The following is a 20,290-nucleotide window of genomic DNA, read 5'->3' as shown; positions in this document are numbered from 1 at the left end:
GAGTATATATAACTTAACGGAAATAATTGAGCAATCAGCCTAAAGTACCTTAACTAATTATTTATCAAGTGGTTACAATTTGGATGGGACAGTCAAGTGGATGCTCCCCTTTAAACAATTAAAAAAATAATCACCTATCCCTTTCTCTTTTCTATCATAAAAAAGCCTTCCTTCTTCTAAATCCATTGCCGCTTCTTTTAAGACAAGCACTTTCTTTACATTCATTGACGTGTTTTTGTTTTTAATTCTTCAATAGAAATGAATTCTGCTTTGCCACTCTCAATTTTCTTTTTCCTTTTGTCAAGAATTTCTTCATGCCATGCAGGAGATTCGATTTCGTACTACTATCCATCAACTTCTTGTTTTTTATGCTCGTTTTTCAAAATGCATAACCGTAAGGCATTGATTAGATGAGGATTACGTAAAGTTTGGAGCATTGGGTTTTTTGTCATTTGAATTTGTTTCGTATTTCGATATTCGTATTTTGAATTTGGTTGCGGCCAAAGGCCGCGCCAAGTTCTTCATGGCACAAGGCATCCCATAATTCTTCCATCGCCTGTAAATGTTCAACGGTAGACATTTTTTTAATTTCAGGAATAATCATAATATCTCCTTATTTATTAAGGATCAAAATACGTTATTTTTACTATACGAATATTATTTTCATACAAAAAAGATGAGTATGAATCTCTCTTATTATTTTTATTGTGCTGTTACAATCTTTTTTAACGCTATTATGCTACCCAGAATAAAAAAGTTGTCAATGATTATATAACGGTAAATAGCAGAATGATTTAGCGTTTTGTTAAGTCCTCGTCATCTGTTTCTACTCTACTGATTTTCACCCTTCATATTTTGCGTTTTGCGCTTGTTTGGCTCTGGCTATGCCGCTGAAGTCATTCTTCGTTATCAAAGATGATAGTAACGGTGTGTTCTGATGTCTTTTTTATGTATTCATCGGAAATATCTGTTGAAAGTGAGCGCAGTTCTGTTTTTGATGCGGTTAATGCTATAAACGGGTTGGGTATGACTCCGCCCAGCATGAGCAAATAAGAGATCATGAGCGGTATTGAAACCATCATCGATACCTTTACGAAGGGGAAACGTTTTTTAACAACAATCTCTTCTTCCTTTGTATCGAATTTATCCAATTCGATTTCTTTTTCATCCCAGAAGGCTTTGTAAAGTCTGAATTCTCCCTTTTTGCCTTTTAACGTAGTGGATTTTATAAATCGGATATATATTTCGGACTTATTTGTCAGCGAGTTGTATGTGTCTTCAGAAAGGTATATCTCTCCCGGATTGGATGCCGATTCAATTCTCGATGCAACATTTACCACGTCCCCGAAAATGTCATTTTCTTCCACTACGCCATCTCCGGTATGCAAACCCATGGTAACGAGAAGGAGGGTTTTGGGTTTCTTTTCTATATTGTACCTGTCAAAACCTATTTGCGCTTCGACTGCAGCGCGAAGCGCCTTCTGTGCATCTTCAAAATAAGACAACGTACCGTCTCCCATCGTCTTTACCAGTATGCCGTCATGTTTTTTGATAATAGGGAAAAGGACGTCATTGTGTTGTTTCATAATAGTACGGCTTGCGATATCACCTTCCGCATCCGCAATGGCAGTCGAACCTTTCAGGTCGGTAAACATTACCGTCATGCGTTTGGTAAATTTTTCCTTGAGGAGGCTTTCCAGATATTCCCTTTGTTCGATGAGTTTTTCTATGTCATTTGGCGTGGTATGGAGGTGTTTGGCTTTTTCGCCCATGTTTGGTATCGCTTCTTTTGCCTTTTCAACAAACTCTTCAATCATAGGATCTTCATTTTGTTCCACATACGCCAGAGCACTTTCTGCTTGCGCCTGAACTACCTCTCTGTCATTTTTTGTTTCTTCATGCGGAATTGTTTCGTCTTTCCCGATTTCTACTGTCTCCTTTTCACCTTTTTCCTCATCCGCCTTTGGGGTTTGTAATAAAGTGTCCATTATTTTATCGTGTATTCTTTCATGGTCACAATTTTCTTTCGGCTCCGGCGCCCTATTCCCCGAAGTACTATCTCCTTGTGCATCATTTGTTTCTAGAAAAGACATCTCTTCTACTCCCTGCGATAAAGTGTAAAAAATTATCTTTTGAAAAGGCTTTCTACTATACTGCTATTTTTTTTAACGGATATTCACCCCCGCCGAAACGCACAAGTTGCGGTTTCAGAGGGATCTTATTTCAATCGGCATTTTACTGATTTTATCATATAACTTGCTCATGTATCGTATGGGCCACCAATCATATAAAAATATTTGAATAGGACGCCACATGGCTACCCAGCCGCTAATGAGCAATCCTTCCTTAATAATTTGCGCCAGCATCCCATCTCCTATACGGTCAATAACCGCTCCAGTGCTGATACAAAAAAACAAAAACAAAATACCGATTAACAATGAAATACGTCCCTTTTTAAGTATAAAGCTCAACTCCTCGTTAGAAGTATTGAACCGGTAGTTAAAATAACTACGAATTGCATCCGGTATGAACGGTATCGCTTCTTCTCTGGAATTCTCAGGCAAATAAATAACTAATTTAAGCAGTGTATCGAGAGGAAATTCTCTAACGGAAGCAACAATATATTCTTCCGCGTCATCATCCATGTCTTTCTCTCTAAAGGGAGCGGGGTCAAACGTATTGAATAACTGACGTATATCTTTTAATTTTATCTCGATGAGATAGGAATTGTTTTCACGTTTATAGCGGGACTCTATATCTTTCATAGAAAGTTATCGTAATGAACAAACCCCTCCCTGCCCCTCCCAAGAGGGGACTTATAAAATTCCTCTCTTGCGGGGAGGGTTGAGAGGTGGATAAAAATGAATGCCGTTGAGTTTTCGTCTTTTAAAAACCCAGCCTAATTTGATAAACGTGTGGTATTCCTTGCAAACTCAACTAATAAATTAATTGCCTTACACTGGTTTTTTGCAAAACCATTTCCTCCCCATTTCCAGGGTGCGTCGTTTTCCAGATTATGTTTATCAGACACAATAAGCATGCCTATTGCAGGTATTTTGTGGAATCCGGCTACAGTTAGCAATGCGGAGGTTTCCATATCCACTCCAATAATGCCATTTTTTCTCCAGAAGAGTTCTTTGGCCTTTGTCTGTCTGAATACTGCGTCAGTGCTGACTGTTTTGCCATACATAACACTATTTTCCCCGGTTTGGCAAAGATAATCTTTCAACTCATCCAGCAGGTCTTTATCGGGTAATGCGTTTGTTTCTGCCGATGCATAATGGTAAGAGGTGCCTTCTTCTCTGATAATTTCTGTCGGAATTACAATATCGCCCACTTCCAGATTTTTTCCTATTCCGCCACACAATCCAAACACGAAAAGACATTTACACCCCAACGCTACCGCTATTTCAAAAGTACATACGGAGGCAGGAGCGCCAAATCCGCCTTGTATAAAAGAAACAGTATTTTTCCCTTCGACACTATATACATCAGGATGAGGAATAAAACCCGGCAGTGTAAAAACATTTTTCTTGGCTTTCAATCGCCTTTTTACATAAGGGATGCCAGCATTCGTTTCAAACATCACCAAACATTCGCCAATTTTTGCGGATTTTCGCAGGTCGGGTTGCCCGTTGCTTAAACAATCAACAGGTGAAATTATGCAACGTGAATGATCGTCTTTACCAAACCAATTTCCGGTAAAATTTCTTGTCATATTTACCCGATACAAAAATTATCGTATTTTCTGCCGTATTTTATTATGCCGCAGAACATTTTCTTTAAACAGGTATCGGGTATAATGTAACAGGAATTAACACATCTTCCAAAATAAAACTGTATACAATATTCTTCCATTAAAAAAAACAACTTGTCTATAGAAAAATAAGGCGATAGGATGAGATTATGCGCAACAAAGCCATCAGGGAATATCCTTGCCTTACCAATTCATTGCGTGATATTCTCTTGTCGGTTGTAAAAAGCAGTATAAGGCAAACCATACTGTGAGAGTTCACAAATAGGGATTTCCAGGACTAGATTTAACTTTTGTTGACATAAATAGTTATAGCATTTTTAAAATCACACTTTGTGGACCCCTTGAGTATATATGAACACTTAAGTAGAGCAAATCAATTACTATGGAAATATTGTCGATTGCCGCAATTCAAATGTGCTCTGTACATGACCGTAATAAGAACCTGAACACAGCACGTGTACTTATGGAAAAGGCAGTGCAAAAGGGTGCCAGGTTGATTGCGCTCCCTGAAAATTTTTCGTTTATCGGACAGGAAAGAGAAAACATAACATTCGCGGAAGAGAGAGAAACCGGGGAAATTGTTCATTTTCTCAAAAAATTTTCAATGAAACATAGTGTAGCGATTATTGGCGGGAGTGTTCCGCTCAGATCATCAAGCAAAGCAAAAGTTACGAACACCTGCCTGGTTTTTGATCAATCTGGTGTGATAATAGGGAGTTATGATAAAATTCATCTGTTTGATTTTCACCTTGATGACAAGACTGTTTACAGGGAATCTCATTATGTGAAACATGGGAAACATATTGAAACGGTAAAACTTTTCGGGCATATCATGGGGCTGTGTATTTGCTATGATTTACGTTTCCCGGAGCTTTTTCGCAAGCTGATGCTGCGTGGAATGGAAGTCTTGTTTGCGCCGTCCGCATTTACAATGGAAACAGGAAAGGATCATTGGGAAGTTCTCTTGCGGGCGCGCGCCATCGAAAACCAGTGTTATGTGGTAGCGCCCGCCCAATACGGACGGCATAACGATGAGCGCATCAGTTACGGCAGAACGATGATCATTGACCCGTGGGGACGTATTATGGCGCAATGCCAGGACATGGAAGACGTTATTGTTTGCGAAATTGATTTTGCGTTTCTTGGCGAAGTGAGAAAACATCTTCCCTGTTTAAAGCACATTCGCCGCAAACTATTTTTCTTAGGTGAGGCATGATAAAAGAGTCGGATAATTTAACATAAAAGTAGGGGCGAAGCATTTGCCCGTTTGGGTATAAACGCATTTATGACAATTTATAGAAAATGCTTCGCCCCCTACATTTGTTGGAATTTTTCAAAATACTAAATTGTTACGCAAATGGAGATTTTCAGGTGAAAATCCCTGCACGATCAAGATAAGGATATGAGGAAAATGTTATACTGATGAATACCCCCAAAAAAGCACAGATTGGCAGTGAGTATGACCTTTTTGTCTTTGCACAGAAGGAGAGTGAGGCATTAAAGGAACGTCTCTTTGAACTTTACCTGCTATACAGCCTCAGTAAAAATTTAAACGTTTCACTTCAGTTGAATGAACTTTTCCACAACACTATAAATGTCTTGAAGGAGTCCTTAAGGATTGAAGATTTCTGCTTTATGCTGATAGATGATGAATGTAATGAGTTGAAAATGTGGAAAGTGGATGACTGCAGCTTTGGGGAGGCGAAGGGTATAACGTTTAAAATAGGCGAAGGAATTTCCGGTCTCGTGGCCCAAACCGGTGAGTCTATATTGATTCCTGACACAGATAAAGACCCACGATTTCTTTTTTACAAGGGAAAGATACCAGATATCGGGTCTTTTATCTCCATACCATTAAAATTAAATAACGACAAAGTAATTGGAGTCTTGAACATTCACAAGAAGGAGAAGAATGCCTTCAGGGATACGGACAAAATGTTGTTTGTTGCTATAGCACATAATGTAGCAATTGCCATAGATAGGGCGCGTAATTATGAGCATGCGCAAAAGGTTGCCATGGTGGACGAATTGACTTCGCTATATACCAGAAGATACTTTCTCGAGAGCAGCCAGAGAGAATATCGCCAGGCGGAAAGGCGTGGAGAATTCTTTTCAATAATCATGGTGGATATCGATCATTTTAAATATTTTAATGACACTTACGGCCACTTGCTTGGCGATGAAGTGTTGAGAAAGCTGGCATCTGTTTTAAAACTGAACGCGAGACAGAGTGATGTTATTGCCCGGTACGGCGGTGAAGAGTTTATCATTTTACTGCCAGGAACAAATAAACCCGGGGCAGTCGCAAGCGCCGAAAAACTCAGGTCAGCAATAGAAAAGAAACTTGCTATAGAGGTAGGAGGAGGACACAAAGAGAAAGTGACAATAACGGCTGGCGTTGCCTGCTATCCTGAGGACGGGAATAACGTAGAAGAGGTAACTGCATCGGCAGACAGGTTTCTCTATTTGGGGAAAAAAAGCGGGCGCAACAAGATCGTTTCAGCAGCTACGGACGCAAAGGTTGCCATACCTGAAAAGAGGGTAGCAAGCAGGTACATGACCGCTTTAAAGATTGTAAGCGGATTGCATCAGCCCCAGTCCATTGAAATTGAAACGGATAGCAATTGGAAGATGTGTACAGTAAAGGATATAAGTAAAATGGGATTCCGGGGCGAAGTTGAATTTGCGGCCAAAATTGGTAATGTATATTCGGGCAAGGTGGTTCTGAATACCGATGACCATAAACCAGGCCAGTTTTCCATCCGCGTAGCGTTTGCAAAAAGAATGTGCCAAAACAGATATCAAATCGGGGCAGAGATTATAGACGGACGGGATAACTGGAAAAGGCTCTTTATCCAGACAACCCATTGAGTAGCCCTATTTCACTGTGTGCAAATGCTGGGAATAAGCGTTTTTACTTTGAATTTTAGCAACACCTTAGTTTTTTGAAAAAAAAATCTGCCTATAGGATGTATGATTTGTAGCGGCAAGGCATGCCTCATACGCATCAACCTAACTTGGCAGTAGTTGTAAAGGTTAGCATTTCAAGAAGCGGAATAATTTCTTTGGAAGGATTAAGGGATGTTCTTCGCGAGAAGTCTCCCGAGTCAGATATAACCCCGCAGGCATTGAGTAAAAAGATAAATAGCGATAAAGCAGTATCGTTTTTAGAGCGTACGTTTGAAGCAATATACAAAGAACAGGTATGTCCTAAATTAGAGAAGATACCTTTTGCGGTATTAGAGCAATTTTCGAATGTGTATCCTCCAGGATAGTACCCAAATAGCGCTCAATGAGCATTTGGCGGAAGAATTCAAAGGTGCGGGAGGCAGTGCGAGCAAATCATCCGTAAAGATAGATTTATTATATGAGGCGGTACATCATATATTGAAAGAAGTTTCTATTACGAAAGGCACCTATCCTGATCAGAAAAACGGAGCAAAGGTATTGAAACATATAGGGGAAAGGGATTTGCTGTTGAGGGATTTGGGATATTTTGATCTTTCGGTATTAGGGGATATTGAAGGAAATATGTATCGTAACGCGGATATATGCGCTAAGCGCATAGTATTGTCATAGTACTATGTGTCGGGGGTGAGTGGGGTAAAGCTGATTCAATGGTTACAAAGAAAAGGGCGTCTGAGCCGTGCAATTGCAAATAATATGCTTCCGGCGCTTATGGAAGAATTGTTAAAGAGTTCCCACAAAGGACTGTTAAAACAAAAGAGACGGCGCAAAACAACCCTTGAATTAATAAGTGGACAGGTTGGATTTTTAGAGGGTTTTTCACTATGACAGGAGATGCCGGCCAAGATAAAGGGTTTGTGCCGGACGGCTATTTCGGTGAAGATATGTGAGCGCTTTGAGTGGAGAAAGGCAGACGGCAAGCTAAAGGATATGAGTTGCCGTGTAGCGCTGCTGCGGATGGAAAGAGATGGGTGGTTCTCCTTGCCGCCATCTTTGAATCGAAATGGGAATGGCGATGGCAAGCCGTACAAGCATAGTAATATGTTAAATGATAACCAGCCATTGCTCAACCTATCAGCCGGAGAGATTGGAGATATAAGTCTGGATATAGTAAAAACCCCTGTAGAATCCCGTATATGGAACGAAATGATTCATCGTTGGCATTATTTAGGATATAAAAGATTGGTAGGCGCCCAACTTCGCTATCAGATAAACAGTCGTTACGGCGTACTTGGGGCATTAGGTTTTGGTGCATCAGCGTGGAATGTGCAGGCAAGAGAAGACTTTATCGGATGGAGTAGTCAGATTCGGGAACAAAATCTCAATCTGATAGTAAATAATTGCCGGTTTTTGATTTTGCCCTGGATAAAGTCAAGGAATCTTGCATCAAGGGTATTGGGCTTAGTCGCCAAAAAACTGCCGAATGATTGGGAAGATCGTTACAAATACCGGCCTGTAATGTTAGAGACGTTTGTAGAAAAAAAACGTTTCAGGGGTACATGCTATAAGGCAGCAAATTGGATTTATTTAGGAGAAACGAAGGGGAGGGGGAAATTGGGAGACTATTCCAAACTTTACGAAAATGTAAAATTAATAATGGTGTATCCACTGTGCAGAGAATTCCGTTCCGTGTTACAACAATCCCAATAAGTTCTTAGTATATGAGGGAGGTGAATCCCCATTCTGAAAAATTAATATCTTTACTCCTGCTTTGCTTCAACTGCTGGCTTTTCAGTAAAAGTTAGGTTGATGCGTATGAGGCACGCCTTGCCACTACAATTATTCTATTCCAGCAGAATAGTGTCTATATCCTCTCTGGCAACACCTCGCCAGAGTCCTTTGATTTTTTCCGGTTCTGTTTTTTCAACTTGGGTAATCTTTTGAATTTTTATGTGATCCGGTTCCGGTGGTTTCCAAAGCATTGCCATATAATCGCCTACATTGCCCACCTTTTCTGATGTAGCCATAGTTATTTTCTCCCTTGAAAATCCGTAGGTGACCAGTGAGTTTATGACTTTTTCCCGCAGATCTGTTCTTCCGTGAAGAAACAGATAGACGTCCTTCTCTACATCTATTTCTTCCGAAGCGTTACTTTGCCGTGATGCAATTCCCAAGAAGACGATAATTGCAACAGCGACAATCTTCCCCCACATTTTCAATCTCTCACGCTTCGTTCTATTTCTTTCCGTGCGAACAGGCTTTATTTTAAGTGTCACGATTTTTCCTTTCTAATCTAATGTTTAGGAATTTCAATAATTTTGCAGAGACGCATTGCATGCGTCTCTACATCAACATCAGCAACAGAATAAAGTCGTTGCCAAACCCAACCTAATCTAAGCTAAATAAACATAGCTTCTTTATGACCATATGCCCGGCATTACAGTTTCGCAGTCTTTGCATTTGTTATCTTCAATATGGTTTTCTAATATTCTGTATCCTGCCCGCCTGACTAAAATATGCCTACAATTAGGGCAATAGGTATTTTTTCCCCGTTGTGACCTGAAACATTGCCTACATAGGGAAAAAGGGCCCTGCATCAAATGCAATTTCCCTTGCATTTTCCAATGTTTTTACTGAGGTGTGCGGCAGGTTTTTTATCCTGAATGTCGGCGGAAAACGGGTAACATGCGCCAAATACACCGGTTTTGATTAACATTCTTCTTGTAATCATAAAACAATACGTCCGTCAAAAATGAATACTTTTAAGATTGCATTCTCACGTAAAAATTGTAACCCTCATGCGCAGCTAAGTCAAGCAAGGGAATGATAACTATATTCAAAATGCTCACAAAATCGGAGTTTTATAAGGGCGGTGGCTCAGGCAACCTGTGTTTGTCCGTGCCACCCTTGCGGAATGATTGCTATGTGTCAATTTGATAAAACACAAACTGTGCACCATTTGAATATAGTGGTGTTTTATAAAATTGACAATTGAAAGAATGTTTAGTATGGTTATTTTTTGATACCTGCTTAACAAAGGCAATACAAGCACTTTCACGATATTTTCTGTTTCGGGGAGGAGTAACAATGTGTAAAAAAGCCGTTTTTTATTTATGCGCCGTTTTTTTGCTATTTCCCGCGATAATTTGTTTCCCGGAGAATCCTCTCCTGGGGGAGAATATTGCGGTAGTTGTGAATGGCAAGAAGATTAAAAAAGACGATGTCGATAAGCGTTTAAACATGTTTAAGGATGCCGATGTTGAAACGTACAATGCAATCCGGCAAGAGATAATCGAACAACTTATCACTGATATTTTACTGGAAGACTTCATCGATAAACAAGGGATTGTTGTCACTCCAATGGAAATGAGCAGGGAACTGCTGCTGATAAAAAAAGAAATTGCCGACAATGAAGGCGAAGCGGACGCCTTTTTAAGGGATATGCTTGCTTCCATCGGTTCGAATTTATATGATTTCGAGAAAACAATAAAACATTCCCTCGCCCTTGAGAAATATTTTAAAGGCTCGCTCGATTCCCAAAACCTGAAAAGATTCTTTGAGAAAAACAAGCATTTTTTTAATGGGGAGGCAGTAAGGGTAAGTCATATTTTTATAGATACGAAAAAATTTAATTCCGGTGATATGGTCGAAAAGGTGGCGCAGTTGATCAATACCTTGAAATCCGAACTTGATAAAGGATCTGATTTTGAAGAACTTGCCCGAGAATATTCTGACTGCCCTTCTGCTTCGAAAGGCGGAGATTTAGGTTTTATTCAAAGGAGGGGCGGTACATATGATGAACCGTTCTTAAGCACGGCATTTTCGCTACGCATTGGGAAAGTAAGTGAACCGGTAAAGTCGGAGTATGGATATCATCTGATAAAAGTTACCGGCAAAAAAGAAGGGGTTGCCGTAAACTTTGAAGATGTTATAGATGATGTACGTTCAACAATGTTGGATGAAGAAATACTTGGATTACTGAAAAGACTCCGAAGTGAAGCAAAGATTGAAATTATACAATAGCGTTTATCACCGCATACCAAATATCCCTCATGGAAAACATTTTTATTTATTAAGGATTTTTTTTACTACCGTAAGTTTCTGCGCCAGATGAAAGGTGATTTTTTCAATTGCCATATCAACAGCGGGGCCAAATTTAGGACCCGAGGTAATCCACCATTCCCATTCGATATGTGAGGTAACGACATCCAATCCTATCCCCTCTGCAAAAACTTCCTCTTCCCACAATTTGTTCCATTTTGCGTCATAGAGCGTGACGAAAAGAGAAAGCTTATGTTCTCCTACCGCATGTAATACCGCCTCCTCGATTTTCAGCCGTATGTCCGAATCTTTTAGGCGAAACTCCAAAATCCCATCCAGTGATTTTTCTTCCGGTAAAGCCGTATCATCAAGGTTATTTAAAAAAATGACTTCTCTAAAGATAATTTGGCAGGTTTCTCTGATTTTTTCAGCAAGAGGTTTTCCTACGGGAAAAACAAAGTCTTGAATACCTATGATGTGATTCGATACTTTTTCAATCTGTTCATGATTTCTCAGGTCGGGGTCGATATAAATACCCATAGTCAATGGTTGCTGTGGTATTTCATAAAGCCTCTTGTCGATTGAAGGGGCTATGGTAACTGGGGGTTTTTGCGTGCTGAAACAACCACCCAGCATCAAAAAAACAAGTAAAACTAAGCTGGTTTTCTTTTTAATACATTTCAACGTTATAACCATTCGCTCTTTTCATTCCTTCGGAATAAATTTTTCAGGCGGGAAATTATTTTCTAACGCGATGTTTTATCTCATCCACTTTATTGGAACATCACTGCTATTTCTCCCAATAAGCACTACGCCTGTTAGTTTCTTTTGACTATTGTACACGGGGTATGATTTTAAGAGTATAGGGTCGCCCGTTTTAAAGTTCAACATTTCTCCGCATATTGAATGGCCTGTTTTTAAGGTTTGCCAGATCAGACAATCTTTGCATGCGGATACAAATTTATGCTTTGTCGCAAAACATTTCTTGTCAACAGGTTTGCCCGGGAAAAATTGCCTGGCAGCCTTGTTTAATTTTTTTATATTAAGTTCTGCATCAAATATGACAATGGGATCTGTTATTGAATCAATGAAAGAGTCGATTCCCCAATGCTTCTCTGAAAATATTAATGATATGCTACGGTTTTTACTGGTTTTCATGGTAAAACACAAATGCAAATGATTTGCAAAAATGACGTTTGCTAACAAGGTATCACTTAATGTTTATGATTTCTATTTACTACATTTGTATCGTTAGCGCAATTATAATGCCATCTTCAAGTTGTTTATGTATACGGCATAAAGTATTTTGCAAACATTGGAGTGTTCTGTAGATAAGTAATTAGAATTATTTTTCAATGGCTTGTCATGCAAAAATTGCGGACATGATATCGTGCGAAAAGAATGAATTTATTGGTAATAATCAGCCAACGAAGCGTTGACACAATGCGCTGGTTCAGACGGCAATCCCTGAACCAGCCGGGGGATAGCCTTTTAGTAAAATAAAAAAGCAGTTACCAACACACGTGATAACTGCTTTTATAAAATAGCACACTGCAATTGTTTAACGTTAGATTAGTGGCTCCCTGAAGGATGACGAGCTTTTGCGCCAAGATCCAATGACACAAATAGGATGTTCCCTTCTTCCAGGCTAACTTCTTTGTGTGCGCTTTGTCCGCCATGCTCGTGAACGGAAATCGCATATGTACCAGGCCTCAATTCAAATACACAGGTGCCATTATTGCCCGTAGTGCATTCTTCATCACCAACTTTGATTTCAGCGCCCACAATTGGTGTACCAATAGCAATAGCAGTTACCCATAATTTTGCCGGTTTTACGTCGTAAGCCTGTGCTGTTGTCATACCAATTCCTGCGATAAGCGCTGCGCCAAACATTCCCACCAATACCTTCTTTAACATTACTAATTCTCCTTTTCTATCTTTTTGAAATATAACATATAAGACTACTATAGAGTATACAAAGTATTTATCTCCTTCCCTGTATTCCACCCCCTTTCATCATGTATATCGTAGCAACAGTATTGCTCATTCTTTTAAAATAGTGACTTATTATACATTTTAAACTTTCTTCGTCAAGTTATATATTCACCCGTGAACTGTCCGGCGGATAGAGATATTTATGCAAAGACGCCTACCGCTTTTTTTTATGATTGGCGGGATTTTGCGTAACAGTGTAAGCATTTTTCTTTCCAAAAGGGATAGAGGGGAAAACCTGCGTAAAAGCAATTCTTCCCTCTTTTAAAGCGCCTGATAAGGCAAGGCCTCATTTAATTTAATTCCTTTATTTCAAACATTCCCTTTGGAGGATTCAATAATATGATTTTAATTCTCTCGTGCCATAATTCGCCAAATTCCTTTATTTCGGCGTCTGTACCCTTTCCCGTCACTGCCAGCGGCATTAAATCACCCATTTTAGGGTTCATAGGAAGCATGTGATTGCGGTAGCTGATTTCTATTTTTTTATTGTTGTCCATTCTTTCAAATATCACCGTACATACCGCGTTTGGTTCCGCCTCTTCTTCCTCATTAAACGAAAGCAGGTTGTGCCTGTTGTATTTGCCTCCTCCCAGCCCTTTAAAACCTGTTTCTACGGAAGCACCTGTTATCAAAGTAACAACCTGTGATATCGGACCGTTTACCTTGTAGTCCACGCCGCCCTTGAATGTAACCAGAATGCGTCCGCGTTCGGGCATATCATTTTTGTATAAGGTTTTTAAGGCTAATTGCGTCAATTTATAAGCACCGGAAACAGCGGGGCATGAATGCCCGGCAAGCTTTATTACGTCTGTATAGTCAAAGACAAATGGTTCGTTTTTATCAATTGCGCCAAGCACCACCGCAAGCATATCTCTAATCTTTATGGGTTCAACCGTATTAAAAAAAGTCTTGTTAAAACGTGTTTTTTCCATTATTTGAGTTTCTCCTCTCAATAAAAATGTAATAGTAGGGGCGAAGCATTTGCTATAAATTGCAGAAATGCGTTCAGACCCAAACGGGCAAATGCTTCGCCCTTATTTTTTCAAAAAACTACCGTGTTACCGAAAACCCTATTTGTTTGACGACAATTCCAAAGCGTCTCTTTTAATCTTCAAGTGTAGAAATATCTCCGGTAGGCAGTCCTAGGTCTTTCGCCTTTAAAAGTCTGCGCATAATTTTGCCGCTTCGGGTTTTTGGCAGATTTTCACAAAATTCTATTTCGCGGGGATAAGCGTGTGCCGCGAGATGATGTTTTATGAATTTTTTAATCTCCTCCCCCAATTCACTGGAAGGTTTAAATCCCTCTTTAAGGGCGATAAATGCCTTGATGATCTCACCCCTTTCAGGGTCAGGTTTGCCTATGACCCCTGCTTCAGCAACCGCCCGATGTTCAAGCAGGGCACTTTCCACTTCAAAAGGCCCTACCCTATGGCCTGACGTGTTAATAACGTCATCGGCTCTTCCAACAAACCAGAAATAACCTTCTTCGTCTTTATATGCGGTATCCCCGGTGGTATACCAACCCGTTATATTGAAATATTCATTAAAACGGCCTTCGTCTCCCCATACTTTTCTCAACATAGAGGGCCAGCCTGGTTTTAATGCCAGAATACCGTGATGTCCATCCGGGAGTTCATTTCCCTCACTATCAATAATTGCAGCCTTGATGCCAGGAAACGGCTTTCCCATAGAACCGGGTTTTATCGGTATGCACGGATAATTAGCTATCATGATGGAACCTGTCTCTGTCTGCCACCATGTATCATGGATTGGAAGATTGTATACATTCATGCCCCACTTGATGACTTCAGGGTTAAGGGGTTCTCCCACGCTGCAAATATACCTCAAACTTTCCAAATCATATTGAGCAACAAGGTAATCGCCGGATTTCATTAACATGCGTAAAGCGGTGGGAGCGGTATACCATACCGTAATCTTATATGATTGTATGGCTTCATACCACTTATTTACATCAAATCTGCCATCATATATATACATTGAGACGCCGTTTAACCATGGCCCCCACATGCCATATACCGTTCCCGTCACCCACCCGGGGTCTGCCGTACACCAATAAATGTCGTCATCTCTAAGATCCAGCGACCATTTTGTGGTAATATAGTATGAAATCATGTCGTTATGCACATGTGTTATGCCCTTCGGCTTTCCGGTAGTTCCGGAAGTATATAAGAGATACAAAGGATCTTCCATATCCATCCATTCCATTTCAAACCGTTCAGGTGCGTCTTTCATCAATGTTTTATAACATACATTTCCCTCTTCTAATTCATAATCTTCCTTAACACTCACCAGTACAATCCGTTCCAATTTAGGCAATTCCCATAGCACGGCATCAACACGCTCTTTTAATTCAGGTGTAGTGATAAGGACTTTCGCCTCACTGTTCTGCAACCTGTCCCGCACCGCATCAGGCCCAAATGCGGAAAACATCGGGCCTGAAATGGCGCCGAGTTTTGCAATTGCAATCATATTTATAAAAAGCTCCGGCAAACGCGGCAAGAATAAAAAAACGCGGTCTCCTTTGCCTACACCTAATGATTGCAACATATTGGCACATTTATCGGAAAGGATTTTCAATTCCTGAAAGGTATACTTTAAGTGTGTGCCATCAGAACCTTCCCAATACAGCGCAACTTTGTTTTTTCTCCATGTTGTGGCGTGTTTATCTATGGCCTCGTAAGCAATATTTACCTTGTTACCGCCGACACCTAGTTCTTTCTTTACCGTCTCCCATGAGAAATTCTTATGCTGGTCTTCATAACAAATGAGATTAAATGCTTCAGGGTGTTTATTTATTATTTCAGTCTTATTCATAGCGTAACAAACTAAAATGGCATAGCCAGAACCAAACAAACAGGAAATAAAAATACGAAATTCGAAGTGCTACATGCGAAATACGAAACAAATTCCAAAGAGGGAAAATATCCCCCGCTGGGAGGTGCAGAGGGTAGATTCTTATTTAGCATTTTCGGATTTCACAATTAAATATTTTGCCAAAAATGGAGTAGAGGCGAATCATTTGCTATAAATTTTTATAAATGCGTTCATACCCAAACGGGCAAATGCTTCGCATCTACCTTTTCAAAAAACCAACTTGTTAATAAAAACAAAACTTCTTTGTATCATGTATGGCTTAAGGTTGCTAAAGTAGCCAATCCTGGAGAAAGGAGTTAAAGATGAAAAAGAGTTTAGTACGTACGGTATGGGAATGCAAATATCATATTGTGTGGGTACCAAAAAAGCAAAGAAAAATTGTGCAGGGGAAGCTTCTTCAAGAGACTACCCAATCGACGCCCAATTTCCGGTAGACAGTGCCTGCCATACATGATGAAATTCCCTGACATTTTTATTTTTCAAAAAAACTAAAGTGTTGCCAAAAAAAGATTTTTTACCGGATAACAGTGTAGTAATATATTTGGTCATTGGTTAATTGTAAGCTTGTGAAGGATTTTTTAATTTGTGAAATCGGTAGTTCACCTATGATTTCCATTTACTCCTGAACGGAAGGCAAAAATGCATAAATTTATTGTCACGCATCGGGATAGTGAGCTTACGCTGCTTCATTTTATTGCAAATAAACTTTCCTTGTCTAATAAAAAAGCAAAACAGCTTCTGGATGACCGCCTAGTGTTTGTCAATAGAAAAAGGGTGTGGATTGCTTCCTATCAATTAAAACCAGGTGATAGCATTGAGGTTCTTTCCGGTAAGACGCGCCAACCGGAAAAGAAGACATACGATATTCTTTTTAACGATGATTGTTATGTAATTGTTTCAAAACCTCCTGGCATCGTAACAAATGGGCAGAATAGTATCGAGCGTGATTTGCGGACGCAGTTTAACCGTGACCGGATACAGGCTGTTCACCGGTTAGATAAAGATACCTCCGGCGCATTGATTTTTGCTAAAAACGAAAACGCTTTTGAAGAGATGAAAAAGGTGTTTAAAAAACACGACATTCAAAAGATTTATCGTGTAATTGTAACGGGAAAGATTTGTGAACCTGCCTTCACTATCAATAGTCCTGTTGGCGGACAAACAGCCGTAACACACATTACATTATTAAAGAAAGGGAAAAACACATCTTACCTTGAGGTAGCCACAGAAACGGGCAGAAGGCATCAAATCAGAATTCACCTTGCATCCATTGGCCACCCGGTAATAGGAGAAACAGAATACGCACGGAAAGAAATTGAGAATATACTACACAGAGAGGCGAAAAGGCAAATGCTTCATGCGCATAGGATATCCTTCGTTCACCCCTATACAAAAAAGGAAATTTCTGTCACTGCGCCCATTTCCCATGATTTTATACAATGTCTCCGGTTGTTATTTCCCTGAATTATACTGTAGTATTGTTTGACAATCAGGATAAATTAAGAATACGGACAGGCCGCTCCTACGGAGCTATTTACTCTATTGAATTTTATTGTGCTACAAACAGACCGCCCCTAACGGGGCTACATGGTATTTTTTCTATCCCGTGAATTTTTCAAAAAGATAAAATGTTACGGATATAAGCATTTTGCGAAAAATAAAAACAGTAAAAAAAGCTTGTGTTATTTGGTACAAGATAATATTGTTTTATTAGTATGGATACAATTTATAGAGAGACAAAACTAACGGCTTCAATTTCTCCCAGCTTCATAATTGTGATAGCTTTCATTTCTTTTTTCATTGTTAGTAAAGGTGCTGTTTCAGCGATGGGCGGTAAAAATACTATATTAAATGAAGATGCTTTTACCTTACAGCGCAAACAGATGGTAGAAAGGCAGATTGCGAACAGGGGTGTGGCTGACAAAAGGGTATTGGATGCCATGGAATCCGTCCCCAGGCACTTGTTTATTCCGGAAGAAAACCGTCATTATAGTTATTTTGATAATCCTTTGCCGATAGGTTATGGACAGACAATATCCCAACCATACATTGTGGCATTTATGACAGAACTATTGCAGCCGGATGAAGATGCGGTTGTCCTGGAAATTGGCTCCGGCTCTGGATATCAGGCTGCCATTCTTGCCAAAATGGTAAAGCAGGTATATACAATAGAAATAGTGGAAGAATTAGGCCTCCGGGCAAAAGAACAGTTACAAACCATGGGATTTGATAATGTAGAAGTCAGGATAGGCGACGGTTATAACGGTTGGCCGGAACATGCTCCCTTTGACGCCATAATAGTAACTGCCGCAACAGAAAAAATTCCACAACCACTTATTGATCAACTTAAACCATCAGGACGTATGGTAATTCCGGTAGGCGGCGTGTATGAAATACAGGAATTAATATTGATTACAAAAGATGCTTCATCGAATGTTGTAAAAAAATCTATCATTCCGGTCCGGTTTGTTCCACTAATCAGGAAGTGATACTCTGCGTCTGATTCGTAAGCGTAGGAATGAACACCCTGTTTTTCTCAATTTCTCCCCCCACAGTCCACAGTCCACAATGTGCAATGTGCAATGTGCAATCTGCCGATTGCCGATTGCCTACTATGGACTGCCGATTTCTTCCCAAAATAGTTATTTATTCAAAAGTTGGAAAAACACGAGGTATTTTGCTAATATATTGCCATATGAAATTGTGTTTTTCTGTAATAAAATAAATATCATTTTTAAAGGAGGATTCATTATGGCGACTACCGATGATTTAAAAGAGGCGTTTGCAGGAGAATCGCAAGCGAACAGAAAGTATCTTGCTTTTGCAAAAAAGGCTGAAGAGGAAGGATATGCTCAGGTTGCAAAGCTTTTTCGTGCTGCTGCCGAAGCCGAAACCGTACACGCCCACAGTCACCTTCGTGCTTTAGACGGAGTCCGCAGTACGAAAGAAAATATCCAGGAAGCAATAAACGGCGAAACGTATGAATTTACCAAAATGTATCCTGGAATGATCGAAAATGCAAAAAAAGAGGGCCATAAAAAAGCGGAGCAGAGTTTTGCCTTCGCAAATAAAGTGGAAAGTATTCATGCAAATCTTTACAAAAGAGCATTAAATAATCTGGGGGATAATGAAATTGTGGACTATTATGTGTGTCAGGTCTGCGGCAATACTGTTGAAAAAGCAGCTCCTGATACATGTGAGATATGCGGTGCTCCCAGGAATAAGTTTAAGTTGGTGGGATAAAGATTTTACCCCATTCCGTAAAACCTCAACCAAAAAGACTTTAACCACGAAGAAAAACTTACAAAAACGAGGTTTTTACAGAGGAATACTGTAATAAAGAGAGATATGTCTATTGACAATAAAAGGGAAATGCTAACGGGCAATGCTGCCGCGGCATGGGGTGCGCGACTGGCGGAAGTTGACTATGTTCCAACATATCCGATCACTCCACAAACGGAGATAATCGAAAAACTGGTGTATTGGATAAATAATGGAGAAATGGACGCCATGTTTGTCTCCCTGGAATCGGAACATTCAATGATTACCGCCGCTGGCGCAGCGAATGTAACGGGGGTAAGGGTTTTTACCGCAACGTCAAGCCAGGGCCTTCTGTACGGCTACGAAATGCTTTACACCGTGGTAGGATGGCGCGCCCCTTTTGTTATGGTAAATGTCTCCAGGGGCTTATCTGCGCCGATAACACTTGAACCGGACCACAACGATATTCTCTCCGCACGTGATACAGGTTTTTTACAGATTCACTGCGAGTCGTGCCAGGAAATTTTAGATTCGATTTTGATTGCGTATAAATTGGCGGAAGATGAGCGAGTCCTCTTGCCGGTGCTTGTCAATTTTGATGGTTTCCATCTTTCTTTTACGAGAGAACCGGTTGAAATACCCGATATCAAAGAAGTAAGAAGTTTTCTACCTGCGTATACCTCCAGGCATGCATTTTTCAAGGCAAGCCAGCCATCGTCACAAGGCGTAGCTGTGCTGGGCGGGTTTGCATATACGTATTTCAAATACCAAATGCATCTTGCCAGCAGAAATAGTCTCAATGTTTATAAAGAAATTGCCGGGGAATTTGAAGATGTGTTCGGAAGGCGCCATGGTGTTGTAGAGGAATTTATGATGGAGAATGCAGAATATGTATTAATCATGACAAATTCCTTTTCCACCATTGGAAAGGCAGCAGTTAAAAAAGCAAGGGCAAAGGGCATTCGCATCGGCCTTCTGAGAATAAGGATGATAAGACCGTTCCCTGGAACTGACATTCAGGCGGCACTTAGAGGGAAGAAGGCCGTTGCAGTGTTTGATCAGAATATAAGCGTTGGAAAAGGCGGTATTTTGTTTTCAGAAATTGCCGGTTGTATGTATAACGAAAGGGAAAGGCCTGTATTACTTTCTTTTATTGGCGGCCTTGGCGGCAAAAACGTAAGTCCGGAAGAATTTGAAGTGATTTTTGCACATTTGCAAAAGGCAAACAAAACAGGCGCGACTTCAGATCCATACCTTCTTTATACAAAAGAAGAATGGAACGGAATGGAAAATTTGAAAAAAATCGCCGGTAGAAATGGTTAACATAGGGAAAAACCACATTTTTGAAATTCCTAACATGGCATAGCCAGAGCCAAACAAGCACGAAATAAAAAATACGAAATTCGAAGTGCGAAATACGAAACAAATTTCAAA

Annotated in this window: 22 protein-coding genes and 1 pseudogene; 10 read left to right on the top strand and 13 right to left on the bottom strand. The window is 40.1% G+C overall.

Features of this window, described 5'->3' with window-relative positions; all coding sequences use genetic code 11:
• Positions 1 to 72: 72 nt before the first annotated feature.
• From KSMBR1_RS21160 to KSMBR1_RS14540, 6 genes are all read right to left on the bottom strand, one after another.
• Positions 73 to 225 (bottom strand): hypothetical protein, encoded by a 153-nt coding sequence (locus tag KSMBR1_RS21160; RefSeq protein WP_157820627.1) that lies wholly within the window; start codon positions 223 to 225, stop codon positions 73 to 75.
• A complete protein-coding gene (locus KSMBR1_RS23565; protein WP_099327079.1) occupies positions 222 to 335 on the bottom strand; it encodes an addiction module protein in 114 nt (37 codons plus the stop codon). The genes KSMBR1_RS21160 and KSMBR1_RS23565 overlap by 4 nt, the downstream gene beginning before the upstream one ends.
• A gap of 113 nt (positions 336 to 448) precedes the next feature.
• Positions 449 to 604, bottom strand: coding sequence for a hypothetical protein (locus KSMBR1_RS21155; RefSeq protein ID WP_157820626.1), 156 nt, complete (start codon positions 602 to 604; stop codon positions 449 to 451).
• Positions 605 to 896: 292 nt separating this feature from the next.
• A complete protein-coding gene (locus tag KSMBR1_RS14550; protein WP_099325969.1) occupies positions 897 to 2,093 on the bottom strand; it encodes an adenylate/guanylate cyclase domain-containing protein in 1,197 nt (398 codons plus the stop codon).
• Between the two features lie 114 nt (positions 2,094 to 2,207).
• Positions 2,208 to 2,765, bottom strand: a complete 558-nt coding sequence (locus KSMBR1_RS14545) for a hypothetical protein (protein ID WP_099325968.1) — start codon at positions 2,763 to 2,765, stop codon at positions 2,208 to 2,210.
• Between the two features lie 134 nt (positions 2,766 to 2,899).
• Positions 2,900 to 3,718, bottom strand: a complete 819-nt coding sequence (locus KSMBR1_RS14540; protein WP_099325967.1) for a nucleoside phosphorylase — start codon at positions 3,716 to 3,718, stop codon at positions 2,900 to 2,902.
• A gap of 421 nt (positions 3,719 to 4,139) precedes the next feature.
• Between KSMBR1_RS14540 and KSMBR1_RS14535 the strand changes: the two genes are divergently transcribed.
• The 4 genes and pseudogenes from KSMBR1_RS14535 to KSMBR1_RS14520 all read left to right on the top strand — a co-directional run bounded on the left by KSMBR1_RS14535 (position 4,140) and on the right by KSMBR1_RS14520 (position 8,374).
• Positions 4,140 to 4,973 carry a carbon-nitrogen hydrolase family protein gene (locus KSMBR1_RS14535; RefSeq protein WP_099325966.1) on the top strand — a complete coding sequence of 278 codons (834 nt, stop codon included), beginning with the start codon at positions 4,140 to 4,142 and terminating at the stop codon, positions 4,971 to 4,973.
• Between the two features lie 206 nt (positions 4,974 to 5,179).
• Positions 5,180 to 6,628, top strand: a complete 1,449-nt coding sequence (locus KSMBR1_RS14530) for a sensor domain-containing diguanylate cyclase (protein WP_099325965.1) — start codon at positions 5,180 to 5,182, stop codon at positions 6,626 to 6,628.
• Between the two features lie 179 nt (positions 6,629 to 6,807).
• A pseudogene (locus KSMBR1_RS14525) lies at positions 6,808 to 7,552 on the top strand (transposase); the annotation flags it as partial.
• 6 nt (positions 7,553 to 7,558) lie between these two features.
• Positions 7,559 to 8,374: a Druantia anti-phage system protein DruA gene (locus KSMBR1_RS14520; RefSeq protein WP_099325964.1), complete on the top strand. Its 816-nt coding sequence runs from the start codon at positions 7,559 to 7,561 to the stop codon at positions 8,372 to 8,374.
• Between the two features lie 134 nt (positions 8,375 to 8,508).
• Here the strand turns inward: KSMBR1_RS14520 and KSMBR1_RS14515 are convergent, their stop codons facing one another.
• Positions 8,509 to 8,940, bottom strand: a complete 432-nt coding sequence (locus tag KSMBR1_RS14515) for a hypothetical protein (protein WP_197705213.1) — start codon at positions 8,938 to 8,940, stop codon at positions 8,509 to 8,511.
• A gap of 320 nt (positions 8,941 to 9,260) precedes the next feature.
• Positions 9,261 to 9,395, bottom strand: coding sequence for a hypothetical protein (locus KSMBR1_RS22750; RefSeq protein WP_261341067.1), 135 nt, complete (start codon positions 9,393 to 9,395; stop codon positions 9,261 to 9,263).
• Between the two features lie 356 nt (positions 9,396 to 9,751).
• On the opposite strand from KSMBR1_RS22750, the gene KSMBR1_RS22500 reads away from it, so the two are divergent.
• A complete protein-coding gene (locus tag KSMBR1_RS22500; protein ID WP_099325963.1) occupies positions 9,752 to 10,687 on the top strand; it encodes a peptidylprolyl isomerase in 936 nt (311 codons plus the stop codon).
• A 42-nt stretch (positions 10,688 to 10,729) separates the two neighbouring features.
• Here KSMBR1_RS22500 and KSMBR1_RS14505 read toward each other — a convergent pair whose 3' ends face one another.
• The 5 genes from KSMBR1_RS14505 to acsA form a co-directional block, all read right to left on the bottom strand.
• Positions 10,730 to 11,401, bottom strand: a complete 672-nt coding sequence (locus KSMBR1_RS14505; RefSeq protein WP_099325962.1) for a hypothetical protein — start codon at positions 11,399 to 11,401, stop codon at positions 10,730 to 10,732.
• A 63-nt stretch (positions 11,402 to 11,464) separates the two neighbouring features.
• Positions 11,465 to 11,863, bottom strand: a complete 399-nt coding sequence (locus KSMBR1_RS14500; protein WP_157820625.1) for a transcriptional regulator — start codon at positions 11,861 to 11,863, stop codon at positions 11,465 to 11,467.
• Between the two features lie 414 nt (positions 11,864 to 12,277).
• Complete coding sequence (locus KSMBR1_RS14495) at positions 12,278 to 12,622, bottom strand: hypothetical protein (protein WP_099325960.1); 345 nt, start codon at positions 12,620 to 12,622, stop codon at positions 12,278 to 12,280.
• A gap of 368 nt (positions 12,623 to 12,990) precedes the next feature.
• Complete coding sequence (locus tag KSMBR1_RS14490) at positions 12,991 to 13,632, bottom strand: hypothetical protein (RefSeq protein ID WP_099325959.1); 642 nt, start codon at positions 13,630 to 13,632, stop codon at positions 12,991 to 12,993.
• A 172-nt stretch (positions 13,633 to 13,804) separates the two neighbouring features.
• A complete protein-coding gene (acsA, locus tag KSMBR1_RS14485; protein WP_099325958.1) occupies positions 13,805 to 15,535 on the bottom strand; it encodes an acetate--CoA ligase in 1,731 nt (576 codons plus the stop codon).
• A 362-nt stretch (positions 15,536 to 15,897) separates the two neighbouring features.
• Between acsA and KSMBR1_RS23560 the strand changes: the two genes are divergently transcribed.
• The 5 genes from KSMBR1_RS23560 (at position 15,898) to KSMBR1_RS14465 (ending at position 20,179) form a co-directional block, all read left to right on the top strand.
• The gene (locus KSMBR1_RS23560) at positions 15,898 to 16,029 is read left to right on the top strand and encodes a transposase (RefSeq protein WP_157820624.1); all 132 of its coding nucleotides are present in this window, start codon (positions 15,898 to 15,900) and stop codon (positions 16,027 to 16,029) included.
• Positions 16,030 to 16,234: 205 nt separating this feature from the next.
• Complete coding sequence (locus KSMBR1_RS14480) at positions 16,235 to 17,059, top strand: RluA family pseudouridine synthase (protein ID WP_099325957.1); 825 nt, start codon at positions 16,235 to 16,237, stop codon at positions 17,057 to 17,059.
• Between the two features lie 251 nt (positions 17,060 to 17,310).
• Entirely contained in the window at positions 17,311 to 18,084 is a 774-nt protein-coding gene (locus tag KSMBR1_RS14475; RefSeq protein WP_197705212.1) for a protein-L-isoaspartate(D-aspartate) O-methyltransferase, read from the top strand.
• Positions 18,085 to 18,346: 262 nt separating this feature from the next.
• Positions 18,347 to 18,838, top strand: a complete 492-nt coding sequence (locus tag KSMBR1_RS14470) for a rubrerythrin family protein (RefSeq protein WP_099325956.1) — start codon at positions 18,347 to 18,349, stop codon at positions 18,836 to 18,838.
• Between the two features lie 105 nt (positions 18,839 to 18,943).
• Positions 18,944 to 20,179, top strand: a complete 1,236-nt coding sequence (locus KSMBR1_RS14465; protein WP_172953488.1) for a pyruvate synthase — start codon at positions 18,944 to 18,946, stop codon at positions 20,177 to 20,179.
• Positions 20,180 to 20,290: the final 111 nt, after the last annotated feature.

This window comes from Candidatus Kuenenia stuttgartiensis, assembly GCF_900232105.1.
In the GTDB taxonomy this organism is placed as follows: Bacteria; Planctomycetota; Brocadiia; order Brocadiales; family Brocadiaceae; genus Kuenenia; species Kuenenia stuttgartiensis_A.
Note: the sequence above shows the minus strand (reverse complement) of the source record. Positions and strands in the feature narration are given on the sequence as shown.